Source organism: Paraburkholderia sp. RCC_158 (genome assembly GCF_041355255.1).
Classification (GTDB): domain Bacteria; phylum Pseudomonadota; class Gammaproteobacteria; order Burkholderiales; family Burkholderiaceae; genus Paraburkholderia; species Paraburkholderia graminis.
On the sequence record NZ_JBFUPM010000002.1, the window covers coordinates 115,408 to 130,888 of the forward strand.

12 protein-coding genes and 1 other RNA gene are annotated in these 15,481 nt (G+C 62.5%); 5 read left to right on the forward strand and 8 right to left on the reverse strand.

Annotated elements, in window-relative coordinates; all coding sequences use genetic code 11:
- Positions 1–3: 3 nt before the first annotated feature.
- The 3 genes from fdhF to AB6809_RS04910 are packed head-to-tail and all read right to left on the reverse strand — an operon-like array spanning position 4 to position 5,045.
- On the reverse strand, positions 4–2,982 hold the full coding sequence (gene fdhF / locus AB6809_RS04900; protein ID WP_029967915.1) for a formate dehydrogenase subunit alpha: 2,979 nt from the start codon (positions 2,980–2,982) through the stop codon (positions 4–6).
- A gap of 15 nt (positions 2,983–2,997) precedes the next feature.
- Entirely contained in the window at positions 2,998–4,563 is a 1,566-nt protein-coding gene (locus AB6809_RS04905) for an NADH-quinone oxidoreductase subunit NuoF (protein WP_114156366.1), read from the reverse strand.
- Positions 4,560–5,045 carry an NAD(P)H-dependent oxidoreductase subunit E gene (locus AB6809_RS04910; RefSeq protein ID WP_006050238.1) on the reverse strand — a complete coding sequence of 162 codons (486 nt, stop codon included), beginning with the start codon at positions 5,043–5,045 and terminating at the stop codon, positions 4,560–4,562. Before AB6809_RS04910 ends, AB6809_RS04905 begins: the two co-directional genes overlap by 4 nt.
- Positions 5,046–5,179: 134 nt before the next feature.
- On the opposite strand from AB6809_RS04910, the gene AB6809_RS04915 reads away from it, so the two are divergent.
- Positions 5,180–6,259: a substrate-binding domain-containing protein gene (locus AB6809_RS04915; RefSeq protein ID WP_006050239.1), complete on the forward strand. Its 1,080-nt coding sequence runs from the start codon at positions 5,180–5,182 to the stop codon at positions 6,257–6,259.
- 120 nt (positions 6,260–6,379) lie between these two features.
- A complete protein-coding gene (locus AB6809_RS04920) occupies positions 6,380–6,643 on the forward strand; it encodes a hypothetical protein (protein ID WP_029967912.1) in 264 nt (87 codons plus the stop codon).
- Positions 6,644–6,734: 91 nt separating this feature from the next.
- Here the strand turns inward: AB6809_RS04920 and AB6809_RS04925 are convergent, their stop codons facing one another.
- The 5 genes from AB6809_RS04925 to ompA form a co-directional block, all read right to left on the reverse strand.
- Positions 6,735–7,094 carry a hypothetical protein gene (locus AB6809_RS04925; RefSeq protein WP_029967911.1) on the reverse strand — a complete coding sequence of 120 codons (360 nt, stop codon included), beginning with the start codon at positions 7,092–7,094 and terminating at the stop codon, positions 6,735–6,737.
- Positions 7,095–7,402: 308 nt separating this feature from the next.
- Positions 7,403–7,772, reverse strand: a transfer-messenger RNA (tmRNA) gene (ssrA, locus tag AB6809_RS04930).
- Positions 7,773–7,921: 149 nt separating this feature from the next.
- On the reverse strand, positions 7,922–8,635 hold the full coding sequence (locus tag AB6809_RS04935) for an HAD family hydrolase (protein WP_029967909.1): 714 nt from the start codon (positions 8,633–8,635) through the stop codon (positions 7,922–7,924).
- Between the two features lie 25 nt (positions 8,636–8,660).
- The gene (gene ubiG / locus AB6809_RS04940; protein WP_006050244.1) at positions 8,661–9,359 is read right to left on the reverse strand and encodes a bifunctional 2-polyprenyl-6-hydroxyphenol methylase/3-demethylubiquinol 3-O-methyltransferase UbiG; all 699 of its coding nucleotides are present in this window, start codon (positions 9,357–9,359) and stop codon (positions 8,661–8,663) included.
- A gap of 144 nt (positions 9,360–9,503) precedes the next feature.
- Positions 9,504–10,151 carry an outer membrane protein OmpA gene (gene ompA, locus AB6809_RS04945; protein ID WP_006050245.1) on the reverse strand — a complete coding sequence of 216 codons (648 nt, stop codon included), beginning with the start codon at positions 10,149–10,151 and terminating at the stop codon, positions 9,504–9,506.
- 486 nt (positions 10,152–10,637) lie between these two features.
- Here ompA and gyrA point away from each other — a divergent pair, with 486 nt between their 5' ends.
- From gyrA to serC, 3 genes are all read left to right on the forward strand, one after another.
- Positions 10,638–13,274: a DNA gyrase subunit A gene (gyrA, locus tag AB6809_RS04950; RefSeq protein ID WP_029967907.1), complete on the forward strand. Its 2,637-nt coding sequence runs from the start codon at positions 10,638–10,640 to the stop codon at positions 13,272–13,274.
- 138 nt (positions 13,275–13,412) lie between these two features.
- Entirely contained in the window at positions 13,413–14,015 is a 603-nt protein-coding gene (locus AB6809_RS04955) for a DUF2059 domain-containing protein (RefSeq protein WP_006050247.1), read from the forward strand.
- Positions 14,016–14,331: 316 nt separating this feature from the next.
- A complete protein-coding gene (gene serC / locus AB6809_RS04960; protein ID WP_029967905.1) occupies positions 14,332–15,414 on the forward strand; it encodes a 3-phosphoserine/phosphohydroxythreonine transaminase in 1,083 nt (360 codons plus the stop codon).
- The last annotated feature ends 67 nt before the right edge of the window (positions 15,415–15,481 follow it).

Consider the following 15,481-nt stretch of genomic DNA (forward strand, 5'->3'; position numbering starts at 1 on the left):
GCCTCACTTACCCGACGTCGCGTTGGCCAGCTCGCGCTGCTTGAGCAACTCGAGTTGCTCCGCGTTGAAGCGCGAATACTCCTTCTGCCACTCGGACGGCTGTTCGACCGGCATCACCTGCACGGCGGTCACCTTGTATTCCGGACAGTTGGTGGCCCAGTCCGAACTCTCGGTGGTGATCACGTTCGCGCCCGATTCGGGGAAGTGGAACGTCGTATAAACGACGCCCGGCTGCATCCGCTCGGTGACTTTCGCGCGCAGCACGGTTTGTCCCGCGCGTGATTCGATGCCGACCCAGTCGCCCGTCTTGATGCCGCGCTCTTCCGCGTCGTGCGGATGCAGTTCGAGCCGGTCCTCGTCGTGCCAGCGCGAGTTCTCGGTGCGCCGCGTTTGCGCGCCCACGTTGTACTGCGACAGGATGCGCCCCGTCGTCAGCAGCAGCGGGAACTTGCGCGTGACTTTTTCCGGCGACGCGATGAACTTCGTAATCACGAACTTGCCCTTGCCGCGCACGAACGTGCCGACGTGCATGGTCGGCGTGCCGTCCGGCGCCTCTTCGTTGCACGGCCACTGGATGCTGCCCAGCTCGTCGATCTTCTTGTACGACACGCCGTGGAAGGTCGGCGTGAGACGCGCGATCTCGTCCATGATTTCGGACGGATGCGTGTAGTCCATTTCGTAGCCGAGCGCGCGCGAGAGCAGCAGCGTGACTTCCCAGTCGGCGTAACCCGGCACCGGCGGCATGACCTTGCGCACGCGCGAGATGCGGCGCTCCGCGTTCGTGAAGGTGCCGTCCTTTTCGAGGAAGGTCGAGCCGGGCAGCAGCACATGCGCGTACTTCGCGGTCTCGTTCAGGAAAATGTCCTGCACGACGATGCATTCCATCGCCGACAACGCCGCGGCCACATGATGCGTGTTCGGGTCCGACTGCACGATGTCCTCGCCCTGGCAGTACAGGCCCATGAAGCTGCCGTCGAGCGCGGCTTCGAACATGTTCGGAATGCGCAGACCCGGCTCGGTTTGCAGCGTGACATTCCACGCGTCTTCGAACTGCGAGCGCACGATCGTATCGCTGATGTGGCGATAGCCCGGCAACTCATGCGGGAACGAGCCCATGTCGCACGAACCCTGCACGTTGTTCTGGCCGCGCAGCGGATTCACACCGACGCCTTCGCGGCCGATGTTGCCCGTCGCCATCGCAAGGTTCGCGATGCCCATCACCATCGTCGAGCCTTGCGCGTGTTCGGTGACGCCCAAGCCGTAGTAGATCGCCGCGTTGCCGCCCGTCGCGTAGATGCGCGCGGCTTCACGCACGTCTTTGGCCGGCACGCCGGTCACGGCTTCCGTTGCTTCGGGCGCATTCTCCGGCAGCGCGACGAAATCACGCCATTGCTCGAACGCGCGGCCTTCGCAGCGTTCGGCGATGAACGCTTCGTTCAGCAGCCCTTCGGTGACGATCACATGAGCGAGCGCGTTGACCACCGCGACGTTGGTGCCGGGGCGCAATTGCAGATGATGCGATGCCTTCACGTGCGGCGTATCGACGATGTCGATGCGGCGCGGATCGACCACGATCAGCTTCGCGCCTTCGCGCACGCGGCGCTTCAGACGCGAGGCGAACACCGGATGGCCGTCGGTCGGATTCGCGCCGATCACCATGATGACGTCGGCTTTATCGACCGAGGCGAACGTCTGCGTGCCCGCCGATTCGCCGAGCGTCGTCTTCAGGCCGTAGCCGGTCGGCGAGTGGCAAACGCGTGCGCAGGTGTCGACGTTGTTGTTGCCGAACGCGGCGCGCACGAGCTTCTGCACGAGATAGGTTTCTTCGTTCGTGCAACGCGACGACGTAATGCCGCCGATCGAATCGCGCCCGTGTTTCGCCTGAATGCGGCGGAATTCCGAGGCCGCGTAATTGATCGCTTCTTCCCAGCTCACTTCGCGCCACGGATCGGTGATCTTCGCGCGGATCATCGGCTTCGTGATGCGGTCCTTGTGCGTTGCGTAGCCCCATGCGAAGCGGCCCTTCACGCACGCGTGTCCTTCGTTGGCCTGGCCGTTCTTGAACGGCACCATGCGCACGACCTGGTTGCCCTTCATCTCCGCCTTGAACGAGCAGCCGACGCCGCAATACGCGCACGTGGTGACGGCCGAATGCTCGGCCTGGCCCAGCATGATCACGGTTTTTTCCTGCAACGTCGCGGTCGGGCAAGCGGCCACGCACGCGCCGCACGACACGCACTCCGAATCCATGAACGGCTGGTTTTCGCTCGCGGCCACGCGCGATTCGAAACCGCGCCCGGCGATGGTCAGCGCGAACGTGCCTTGCGTTTCCTCGCACGCGCGCACGCAGCGATTGCAGACGATGCACTTCGCCGGATCGTAGGTGAAGTACGGATTCGATTCGTCCTTCTTGTCGTTCAGGTGATTCGCGCCGTCGAAACCGTAGCGCACTTCGCGCAGGCCCGTCACGCCCGCCATGTCCTGCAGTTCGCAGTCGCCGTTCGCGGGACAGGTCAGGCAATCGAGCGGGTGATCGGAGATGTACAGCTCCATCACATTGCGGCGCAGCGATTGCAGACGGTCGGTTTGCGTGCGCACTTTCATGCCGGCTTCGACCGGCGTCGTGCACGAGGCCGGATAACCGCGCTTGCCTTCGATCTCGACGAGACACAAACGGCACGAGCCGAACGGTTCCAGCGAATCGGTTGCGCAAAGCTTCGGCACGTTCACGCCTGCTTCGACGGCGGCGCGCATCACCGATGTGCCGGCCGGCACCGTGACCGCCTGGCCGTCGATTTCAAGCGTCACGTCGACGTCCGCATGACGCGCGGGCGTGCCGAAATCGGTTTCGTCGAAGTACGAGCGCGGGGCTTGCGTTTGAGCCTGCGCTTGCGATTTGCACGCGCAGTTGCCGGATCCGCAGCCGCCCGCCGAGGGGACTTGCTTCGGGGCGCCGGCAGTAGAGTTGAGCATGTCTGACATAGTTGGGCTCCTCGTTCAGGCCGCAGCTTTCGGTGCATCGGCGCCAGCGCCGGCGAGGCCGAAGTCTTCAGGAAAATGGTCGAGCGCAGACATCACCGGATACGGCGTCATGCCGCCCATCGCGCAAAGCGATCCGGACACCATCGTGTCGCACAGATCGCGCAGCAACTGCACTTGCCGCGTCGACGTATCGCCGTTCCGCATGCGCGCGATCACCTCGACGCCGCGTGTCGAACCGATGCGGCACGGCGTGCACTTGCCGCACGATTCGATCGCGCAGAAGTGCATCGCGTATTGCGCGAGTTCGGCGAGATTCGACGTGTCGTCATGCACGACAAGGCCGCCGTGACCGACCACGGCGCCGACCGCCGCATACGCTTCGTAATCCATCGGAATGTCCCACTGGCTTTCCGGCAGATAGGTGCCGAGCGGGCCGCCCACTTGAACGGCGCGCGCCGGCCGGCCGCTTGCCGTGCCGCCGCCATAGTCGTAAATCAGTTCGCGCAGCGTCACGCCGAATGCAAGCTCCACGAGCCCGCCTTGCTTGACGTTGCCCGCGAGCTGAAACGGCAGAGTGCCGCGCGAGCGACCCATGCCGAAGTCTTTGTAGAACGCCGCGCCGCGCGCGAAGATGATCGGCACCGTTGCCAGCGTGATGACGTTGTTGATCACCGTCGGCTGACCGTAGAGGCCGACGAGCGCGGGCACCGGCGGCTTCGCGCGAACAATGCCGCGCTTGCCTTCGAGCGATTCGAGCAGCGCCGTTTCCTCGCCGCACACATACGAGCCCGCGCCTTTTGCGACGAACAGTTCGAAGCGATGCGCGGAGCCGAGCACGCTGTCGCCGAGCCAGCCGGCGGCGCGCGCCTTCGCGATTGCCGCTTCGAGCGTGGCGATCGAATGCGGATATTCGCTGCGCACGTAGATGTAGCCCGCCGTCGCGCCGGTCACGACGCCCGCGATGATCATGCCTTCGATCAGCACATACGGATCGCTTTCCATCACGAGGCGGTCGGAGAAGGTGCCCGAGTCGCCTTCGTCGGCATTGCAGACGATGTACTTCTGCGCGGCCTTCGCGGCGCGCACGGTGCGCCACTTGATGCCGGCCGGGAACGCGGCGCCGCCGCGTCCGCGCAGGCCGGATTCGATCAGCGCTTCGCAGGCGGCGTCGCCGTCGGTCTGCAGCGCATTGCGCAGACCTTCGAGGCCGCCGTGCGCGACGTAGTCGTCGGTGGAAAGCGGGTCGGTAATGCCGATGCGCGCGAACGTCAGGCGCTGCTGCTTCTTCAGATACGGAATCTCGTCGACCACGCCGACGCGGCGCGCATGCTCGCCACCGTCGATAAAGCCTGCGTCGAACAGCGCGGCCACGTCGCTTTCGTCGACGTTCGCGTAACCGATGCGTCCTGCGGCGGTTTGCACTTCGACGAGCGGTTCGAGCCACAACAAGCCGCGCGAGCCGTTGCGAACGAGTTCGATCGTGATGCCGCGGCGTGCCGCCTCGGCTTTGATCGCGTCGGCGAGCGCGTCCGCGCCCAGTGCGAGTGCCGACGAATCGCGGGGAACATAGATACGCGTCATGCCGTCACCTCCACGCATTTGCTGGCAGCCGCGAAAATCGCGTCGAATTTTTGCGGCGTGATTTTCGCGTGCAGCGTGCCGTTCACCATCATCGCGGGCGAAAGCGCGCATTGGCCGAGGCAGTACACCGACTCCAGTTCCACCGCGGCGCCGGCCTTGTGTTCGGCGTCGAAGCGGCAGCCCGTATGCGACTCGATGTGCTGCGCGAGCGCCTCCGTGCCCATGCTGCGGCAGGCTTCCGCGCGGCACAGTTGCACCGTGACGGGCGCGGCGGGCTGCGTGCGGAAATGGTGGTAGTACGTGATGACGCCGTGCACTTCCGCTCGCGACAGGTTCATCGTGCGTGCGAGAGGTGGAACGGCGGCGGGCGGCACGTAGCCGAGTTCGTCCTGAATCGCGTGCAGCACGGCCAGCAGCGACCTGCCAGGTTGTGCGTGGCGCGCTACGAGCTCTTCCGGCGCGATGGCGATGAGATCGTCCAAGTGGGGGCTCCTCCAAAGTCATATATGCACTTGTTATTCATAATGCGTGCACTTATGCTTCGTCTATTCGATATGGGATAGCCGAACGATAGGCGGGCGAAACGGCCGATGCAATAGGAAATACCTGCACATATATGATCAGAATCGAGTGCCACGCTCAACTAGTATTGAAGGGCCCGGATGGCCGGGAGGCAAGCCTGTCGGACGTCGTGCCGCTGCTCGCTCTCGTGGACGAATCCGGCAGCATCGCGCAGGCGGCGACGCTTAAGGGTTTGTCCTACCGTCATGCGTGGGGTTTGTTGCGCGCAATCGAGGAGCGTCTGGGCGGTCCGCTGATCGCGAAGGAGCGCGGCCGCGGCTCCGTGCTGTCCGAACTCGGTCAAGCCGTGCTGCGCGCGCAGCGTCTGTGCGGCGAACGGCTCGACGGCAACATGCAGGCGCTCGCGAGCGAAGTGGCGAGCGATCTGAACCGCTGGCTTGCGCCGCCCGTCGATCACGTGCGCATTCATGCGTCGCATGGTTACGCGGTGGCCGCGCTCGTCACCGCCTTGGTCGCGCAGGAGCTTCCGGTCGACATCAAGTACCGCGATGGCGCCGATGCCGTGAGCGCGCTCGCTCGCGGCGAGTGCGAGCTGGCCGGTTTCCACTTGCCGCTAGGCGAGTTTCGCGCGGCATGTGCGGACACGTACCGGCGCTGGCTCGATCCACAGCGTCATGTGCTCGTGCATCTGACGCGGCGCAAGCAAGGGCTCTTTCTCGGCAAGGGCAATCCGAAACGGATTCTTGGCCTCTCAGATCTTTCTCGCGACGACATTCGCTTCGTCAATCGGCAGCATGGTTCCGGCACGCGCATGCTGCTCGATCTGGCGCTGCGCAAGCTGGGTATCGACCCGGATGGCGTGAACGGCTATGCGTCGGCGGAACTCACGCATTCGGCGATCGCGGCGTTCGTCGCGAGCGGCATGGCGGACGTGGGTTTCGGCGTGGAACCTGCCGCGCATCATTTCGGACTCGACTTCATTCCCGCTGTCGACGAAGACTATTATTTCGCGTGTGACCGCGCTCGGCTCGAGCGCGCGCCGCTGTCGGCGGTCATCGAACTGCTGCGAAGCAGCGCGTTTCATGCGAGCGTCGATCGGCTGCAAGGCTACGATCCGCGTGACTGCGGCAAGCTCGTGGATCTCGAGGCGGGATTGAGCGGGGCGGGCGCGTAAGCGGTGGTAAACAACCCGCCGCGCATCTCACGTGCTCGCCGCTGCGGATGGCTTTCGTTTGCGATACTCTCTAAGCTTCCGTTTTTGCCAACCCCGCGCGTCGCCGCGCTTCGAATCGATATGAAAGTTCTTCTACATGCATGTGCCGCGGCCGCGTCGGCCGGCTTGCTGCTCGCGACCGCGTCGGTCGCTGTCGCGCAGAACTCGCCGGGCGTGCCGGGCGGCATTCTGCAGGAGCAGTTCCGGCTTGCCGAACATCCGCAAATGCCGTTCGCCGCGTCGGCGCCGTCGGACAAGTATCAGTCCGGCAAGAAATCGGCGATGCGCAAGCGCGGCGACCTGGGCGATCCGAACGGCTGCAATCTGCAATGTCCGAAGGAATAGCAGGCTTAGCGGCCTGCTCGAAGTGCACGAATCTCGATGACGACGCCGGCAATTTGCCGGCGTTTTTTTATGGGCTCGCGGGTGTCGACGGTCAGGGCTTCGCGGTGTGCCACACGTCCTTGAACCCGTCTCCCTTGGTGTCGCCCGCCTGCTTGTCGGCCGCGTAGCGATAGAGCGGGTGACCTTTGTATGCCCATTGCTGCTTGCCGTCCGCGGACGGGATCAGCGTCCAGTCTCCCGACGGCTTGTCCGACGGACTCGCGACCGCGGCCGGCCAATAGCTCGTGCAGCCGCCGGTGCACGCGCTCACGCCGGGCGTGGTGTCCTTGTCGAAGGTATAGAGCGTCATGCCGTCGGCGCTGACGAAGCGGCCGTCGACTACTTTCGGAGGCTCGGCGAAAGCGCTCTGTTGCAAGGCGAGCAGGGCGAGGCAGAAGAGGGTCTTGCGCATGATGTCGGCTCCTGTTTGTTGTGTGGATTAGCGCGCGACGCGGCGTGCGTCGGCGCGTGAGTATTAACGGATGGGGAGGTGGGTTTATTCCGGGGGTGTCTGTGGGTGTTTCGTGCGCGCGCGGTGCTGGCCTGAAGGGCAGTTCTGGGCAGCGGGAGGCGGTTGGAGCAGGCAGGCAGCGGGAGGTGGGAGGCGCGGCTTATCCGCCGATGCATCGGCGATGCAAAACAAAAAACCCCGAAAGGCTCACGCCGTCGGGGTTCTAGTTTAAGCGGTGCGCAAAGCAGTGCGCTTTGCTGCAAGGTGTGTGGTGGAGGCGGCGGGAATCGAACCCGCGTCCAGAAGCACTCTACGACCAGTTCTACATGTTTAGTTCTGTCTTTTGATTTAACCGTAGTGACGCGGACGAACACGCTGCACTACGGCGATTCACTAGATTTTCGACCCGGACGTCGTGACTCCGTCAAGGCTTAACTGACGTATATGACCTCTGTCGGTATTGCTACCGGTCTTGCGACACTAGCCCGTCAGTGAACTAGGCAGAGGACGGCGGCCCTTAGGCTGCCAGTGCGAACGTATCGTCGTTTGCAGTTACGTTTTTCCCATTGATTAACGAGGTGACGGGTCCTCGACATGCCCTAGCCGCTTCGCAACCCCTGTCGAAACCAGGTCGCCCCCGCGGTTCGTTGCTCGGAACGTTGAGCCAAAATAGATTTTACAATAATTTGACGGCCGTGTCTCGGCTTGCTTTCGACACGTTTCTGGGACGTTTCCGTGCGGTTCGAGCCGCGCGTAACGGCCACCCGCGCCGCACATCGATTGGGTTGTTAGCCGATATCGCGCAACAGCCGCTGCAACTCGGCCGGCGACTGCACAACGTGCTGCGCATGCCATTGCGTGGGCGGGATGTCGTCGCCGCAATAGCCGTATGCCGCGGCCACGGTCTTCATGCCGGCGGCAAAGCCCGCCTGCACGTCGCGCAAGTCGTCGCCGACGTAGACGATGCGCTCCGGCGCAATGTCGAGCGCCCTTGCCGCGTACAGCAGCGGCGCGGGGTGGGGCTTCGAGTGAGGCGTCGTGTCGCCGCTCACCACGCAGCCTGCGCGCTCCTCCAGACCGAGTTGTGCGACCAGCGGTTCCGTCAGCCGCGCGACCTTGTTCGTGACGATGCCCCAGCGCACGCCGCGCGCGTCGAGTTCGTCGAGCAATTCGGGAATGCCGGGAAACAGCGTGGTCTCGATGCACAGGTCGGCTTCGTAGTTGGCGAGAAACTCCTCGCGCATCGACGCAAACTCGTGGTCGTCCGGCCCAATGCCGAACCCGCCGCAGATCAGCCCGCGCGCGCCGGCCGACGCCAGCGGACGCAGCTTTTCGAGCGGCACCATTTCCAGTCCGCGATCGTGACGCATCTTGTTGACGGCGGCGGCCAGGTCGGGCGCCGTGTCGGCCAGCGTGCCATCGAGGTCGAACAGCACGGCTTGGCAAAGACCGAGCGAATCTTCGTTGTCTTCGCGCTGGGGCAGGGGCGTGGGATCGCTCATTGATTTTCTTGTCGGCAGTGGGGGATCACGCGTCGCGGCGGCAGGCGAGCATGTAGTTCACGCTCGTGTCGGCGGACAGTGCGAAGTGCTTGCTGAGCGGGTGGTACACGATACCCTTGATGTCCGCCGTACGCAGCCCCGCCGCGCGCACGAAACCGGCGAGCTCCGACGGGCGGATGAACCGCGCGTAGTCGTGCGTGCCCTTGGGCAGCATCCGCGCAATGTATTCGGCGCCGATCACGGCGAACAGGTACGACTTCACGTTGCGATTGAGCGTGGAGAAGAACACCCAGCCGCCCGGTTTGACGAGCGTCTTGCACGCTTCGACGATCGCCGACGGCTGCGGTACGTGCTCGAGCATTTCCATGCAGGTGACGACGTCGTAGGTGCCCGGCTCGCGGGCGGCCAACGCTTCGGCCGCGATTTCCTCGTAACTTACGGTTACACCACTTTCAAGGCTGTGAAGATCCGCGACACCGAGTGCCTCGCTCGACAGGTCAATGCCTTTGACGTGCGCGCCGAGGCCTGCCATGGATTCCGACAGGATGCCCCCGCCGCAGCCGATGTCCAGCACGTGCTTGCCGGCCAGATGCGCGTGGGCGTCGATCCAGTTCAGACGGACGGGGTTGAGTTCGTGCAACGGTTTGAATTCGGCGTTCGGGTCCCACCAACGATGTGCGAGGTCGCTGAATTTCTGCAGTTCGTGGGGATCGGCGTTGGTCATGGCAAAGCTGCCTCGATGAGAGCGGTGAGCGGGCGCTCGAGGATAAACCCGGAGTATATAGGCGACGGACCGGAGCGGCAAAATGCGGCCGGCAATAAAAAAGCCCCGCCGAAGCGGGGCTTTTGGTACTGCGTGTTTTGCAGCTTACTGCTTCGAAGTACCGACAACTTCGACTTCCACGCGACGATCCGGTGCGAGGCAGGCGATCAGTTGCTTGCGGTTCTTCTGGTTGCAGCCGGTCGTGACCGGGTTGCGCTTGCCCTTGCCTTCCGTGTAGATACGGTTGGATTCGATGCCCTTGCTGACCAGGTACGCCTTCACAGCTTGAGCGCGACGCAGCGACAGACGGTCGTTGTACTTGTCCGAACCGATGCGGTCCGTGTAACCCGTTGCCACGACGACTTCGAGGTTCAGGCCTTGAATCTTCGATGCCAGATCGTCCAGCTTTTCCTTGCCAGCCGGCTTCAGGACAGCCTTGTCGAAGTCGAACAGTGCGTCAGCTTGATAGGTGATCTTCTGGCTGGTGATGGCCGGTGCCGGTGCGACCGGAGCCGGCGGCGTCGGAGCCTGGGCAACCAGTGCGCCGTCGCACTTTGCGTTAGCCGTTGCCGGCGTCCAGAATGCATCGCGCCAGCAAAGCTCGTTCGTGCCGTTCATCCACACGTATTCGCCAGTACCATTCACCCAGTTGTCATTGGTAGCTTGTCGCGACGCCGGCACCGACTGTGCCATGGCGGATGCAGCCATAACCGCGGTAGCTGCAATGAACGCGAGCTTTGAAAGTTTATTCATATTTCTCCTCTCGAAATTGAGATTACCGCAGGTTTACTGCGAGCCTGTTGACGAAGACAAGTCATACATTGCTCGAAGTATAACATTGGTGCGGAACAAAAAACGTTGTGTGTAGACTTCGAGCAGCGTCTGACTCTTTGTGCGTTGGCATTTTGCCATATCGTTCCCTTCCGACGATAAAAAAATCCGCCCCCGATCAAATCGCCTTCCAATTGTGGTGCATGCGCAACAGAAGCAATCGCCCGCAGCGTCCCGCCAGTCATGGCTCGGCGGCGAATTGCCCCACGCATGAATCGAGCCTGATCCGCCCAAAAGAAGTGCCGCGCGGAACTTTTTCGAGGCGGCTTGCTAATAGGTATACGTCGGTCGCGTGACGTGGTCGGGCGCGGATTCCCGGCATGTTAGAATCGCGTGATGCATTGCGCCTGCAATGCTTACGCGAGGGCGCCGGATTCTCGCCGCCTTCGCACGTAAAAGATACGGATAATGGATCAATTCGCCAAAGAGACTCTGCCAATCTCCCTCGAGGAGGAAATGCGCCGTTCGTATCTCGATTACGCGATGAGCGTGATCGTAGGGCGTGCGCTTCCCGATGTTCGCGATGGCCTGAAGCCGGTGCACCGGCGCGTGCTGTACGCGATGCACGAACTGAACAACGACTGGAACCGCGCGTACAAGAAGTCGGCGCGTATTGTCGGTGACGTCATCGGTAAGTACCACCCGCACGGCGACACGGCTGTTTACGACACCATCGTCCGCATGGCGCAGGACTTTTCGCTGCGCTACATGCTGGTGGACGGCCAGGGCAATTTCGGTTCCGTCGACGGCGACAACGCCGCGGCCATGCGTTACACCGAAATCCGCATGGCCAAGATCGGCCACGAGCTGCTCGCCGACATCGACAAGGAAACGGTCGACTTCACGCCGAACTACGACGGCAGCGAAAACGAGCCGGCCATTCTGCCGGCGCGCATTCCCAATCTGCTGATCAACGGTTCGTCCGGCATCGCGGTCGGCATGGCGACGAATATCCCGCCGCACAACCTCAATGAGGTTGTCGACGCCTGCCAGCATCTGCTCAAGAACCCCGAAGCCACGATCGACGAGTTGATCGAGATCGTTCCGGCGCCCGACTTCCCGACCGCCGGCATCATCTACGGCGTGGCGGGCGTGCGCGACGGTTATCGCACCGGCCGCGGCCGCGTGGTGATGCGCGCGCTCACGCACTTCGAGGAAATCGATCGCGGCCAGCGCATGGCGATCATCGTCGACGAATTGCCGTATCAGGTGAACAAGCGCTCGCTGCTCGAGCGTATCGCCGAACTGGTCAACGAGAAGAAGCTCGAAGGTATTTCCGACATCCGCGACGAGTCCGACAAGAGCGGCATGCGCGTCGTGATCGAGCTGAAGCGCGGCGAAGTGCCTGAAGTCGTTCTCAACAATCTGTACAAGGCGACCCAGCTCCAGGACACCTTCGGCATGAACATGGTCGCGCTGGTCGACGGCCAGCCGAAGCTGCTGAACCTGAAGGAGATGTTGTCGTGCTTCCTGTCGCATCGCCGGGAAGTGCTGACGCGGCGCACGGTATACGAACTGCGCAAGGCGCGTGAGCGCGGTCACGTGCTCGAAGGTCTGGCCGTTGCGCTCGCTAATATCGACGAGTTCATCGCGATTATCAAAGCCGCGCCGACTCCGCCCATCGCCAAGCAGGAATTGATGGCGCGTCCGTGGGATTCGTCGCTGGTTCGTGAGATGTTGTCGCGCGCGGAGCAGGAAAACGCGTCGGCGGGTGGCCGCGAAGCCTATCGCCCTGACGGATTGAATCCGTCTTTCGGTATGCAGGCCGACGGCCTTTACCGTTTGTCCGACACCCAGGCTCAGGAAATTCTGCAGATGCGTCTGCAACGCCTGACGGGTCTCGAGCAGGACAAGATCATTGGCGAGTACCGCGACGTGATGGCGCAGATCGCCGACCTGCTGGACATTCTGGCTCGCCCGGAACGCATTACGGCGATCATCGTCGACGAACTGACGTCGATCAAGTCGGAATTCGGCGACGCCCGTCGCTCGAAGATCGAACTGAACGCCACCGAGCTGAACACCGAAGACCTGATTACGCCGCAAGAGATGGTCGTGACCATGTCGCACGCCGGCTACGTGAAATCGCAGCCGTTGTCGGAATATCGCGCGCAGAAGCGCGGCGGTCGCGGCAAACAGGCGACTTCCATGAAGGAAGACGACTGGATCGACACGCTCTTCATCGCGAACACGCACGATCACATCCTGTGCTTCTCGAACCGCGGCCGCGTGTACTGGGTCAAGGTCTACGAAGTGCCGCAGGGCTCGCGCAATTCGCGCGGCCGCCCGATCGTCAACATGTTCCCGCTGCAAGACGGCGAGAAGATCAATGTTGTGCTGCCGGTTAAGGAATTTTCCGCAGACAAGTTCGTCTTTATGGCGACCGCGTTAGGAACAGTAAAGAAGACGCCGCTGGAAGCCTTCAGCCGGCCGTTGCGCAAGGGTATTATTGCGGTCGGTCTGGATGACGGCGACTACCTGATCGGCGCCGCCATCACAGACGGTCAGCACGACGTGATGCTGTTCTCGGATTCGGGCAAGGCAGTTCGCTTCGACGAAAACGACGTGCGGCCGATGGGCCGCGAGGCGCGCGGCGTGCGCGGCATGCAACTCGACGAAGGCCAGAACGTGATTGCGTTGCTGGTGGCGGGCGACGAGCAGCAGTCGGTGCTCACCGCAACGGAAAACGGCTTCGGCAAGCGCACGCCGATCACCGAGTACACCCGTCACGGCCGCGGCACGAAGGGCATGATCGCAATCCAGACGTCCGAGCGTAACGGCAAGGTCGTTGCGGCCACGCTGGTCGACCAGGAAGCGCAGATCATGCTGATCACGACCACGGGCGTTCTGATCCGTACGCGCGTGTCGGAAATTCGAGAAATGGGCCGTGCAACTCAAGGTGTTACACTCATCAGCCTTGACGAAGGCACCAAGCTTTCAGGTCTGCAACAGGTTGCCGAGGCGGAAGCGGAAGGCGATGTCGAAGGTGACGCCGAAGGTCCCGCTGAAGGTGGTAACGGCGGGGAAGACGGCGGCGCGGCTTGATCCTATTTGGATCCGCTGACCGTGCTCTCGCTTCACGCCCGGTGACTGATTGAAAGCTCCGCAGGACATATAGCGTGTCGGGCCGACACGCTTCTTGCGCGGCTGGCAGTTCAAGTTAATTTCTATTAGGGAGTAATGATGCAAAAACGATTCAAACAACTGATGTTGCTGGCTGCCCTCGTGCCGACCTTTGCCATGGCTCAAGCACTGCAGAGCCCGGGTTCGTCGGCTCCGGCTGCTGCGGCAGCACCGGTTGATCCGGCCAAGCAGGCTGCCATCAAGGACCTGCTGGACGCAATCGACGCGCAAAAGCTCGTCGGCGCAATTGGCAACAGCGCGCAAATGCAGGCAAAGCAGCTGGTTCCGGCAATCCTGTCGGACGCGCTGAGCGAAAACAAGACGCTGACGGACAAGCAGAAGCAGGCTTCCGTCCCGACGCTGCAAAAGAATGCAGTGCCGAAGCTGGTTGACGGCGCGGGCCAGGTGTTCGCGACGGACAGCTTCCGCCAGGACGCAATGCAAGCTCAGTACGACGCGTACGCGAAGTACTACAGCACGTCGGAAATCAAGGATCTGACTTCGTTCTACAAGAGCCCGACCGGCCGCAAGTTCATCCAGGTTCAAGACCAGGTTGGCCGCGACGTCGTCAATGGCTTGATGCAGAAGTACATGCCGCAATCGATCAAGGCAACGCGCGACCAGGCTGACAAGGAAGTCGCTTCGGTCAAGCCGGCTAAGTAAGCCCGACGCGAAAGCTGCACTGATACTGCGCTAGCGCGTCGCCCGGCGGTCTGATTCCAGGCCGCCGCGTTTGGCGGGTTAGCGGGGACAATGCGATAATGGCCGTTTGCGCGAGTGCGCAAACGGCCATTACTTTTTTCGGCGGGAAATGTTCGCGCTGCAGCGGTCTGCCAGGCTGCAGCGGTCCAGTACCGCGATTCCCGTCGGCCAATAGATGTAGCCACTTTCCGGTAGTTTGTTTTCGCGGCGACCGACTCGCCGGCTCGCCGACCAGCGCCCCGGCTTTTCGTGTTCGCACCGCTTTCAGGATCTCACGATGCGCGTCTTTAATTTCTCCGCCGGCCCTGCGGCCATGCCCGAAGAAGTGCTGCGTCAGGCAGCCGACGAGATGCTCGACTGGCAAGGCAGCGGCATGAGCGTGATGGAAATGAGCCATCGCGGGAAAGAGTTCATGTCGATCCACGAGGAAGCCCTCGTCGATCTGCGCGAATTGCTGGCCGTGCCGGCGAGCCATCGGATTCTGTTTCTGCAAGGCGGCGGTCTCGGCGAAAACGCGATCGTGCCGATGAACCTGCTTGGCTCCAAGCCCCGCGCCGATTTCATCGTCACCGGGTCGTGGTCGCAAAAGTCCTTCAAGGAAGCGCAGAAATACGGCACCGTGCACGTCGCCGCGAGCGGCCAGACGGCGGACGGCTTCACGCGCGCGCCGGCATTTTCCGAGTGGCAATTGTCGGACGACCCGGCTTATGTGCATCTGTGCACGAACGAGACGATCCACGGCGTCGAGACATTCGAGATTCCCGACCTCGGCAACATCCCGCTAGTGGCGGACGCGTCGTCGCATATCCTGTCGCGTCCCATGGACATCGCCAAATACGGCGTGCTGTTCGGCGGCGCGCAGAAGAACATCGGCATGGCGGGCGTGACGGTGGTGATCGTACGCGAGGACATGCTGGAGCGCGCCATGCCCATTTGCCCGTCGGCGTTCGAATGGAAGACGGTCGCCGAAAACAATTCGATGTACAACACGCCGCCCACCTACGCGATCTACATCGCGGGGCTGGTGTTCAAGTGGTTGAAAAAGCAGGGCGGCCTCGCTGCGATGGAAGCGCGCAATGTCGAAAAGTCGAAGCTGTTGTACGACGCAATCGACTCGAGCAGCTTCTATCTGAACAAGGTCGAGCGTGGCTCGCGCTCGCGGATGAACGTACCGTTTTTCCTCGCCGACGAGTCGCGCAACGAAGATTTCCTTGCCGGCGCGAAAGCGCGGGGAATGGTGCAGCTCAAGGGCCACAAGTCCGTCGGCGGCATGCGGGCGTCGATTTATAACGCGGTCCCGCTCGAAGGCGTCAAAGCGCTTGTCGAATACATGAAGGAATTCGAACGCCACAGCGCCTGAGTGCTTCGGCATTCGGCGCGCGTATCCTTTCAGCATGCATTTTTGCAGCAGCTACCGGCAGGACCGT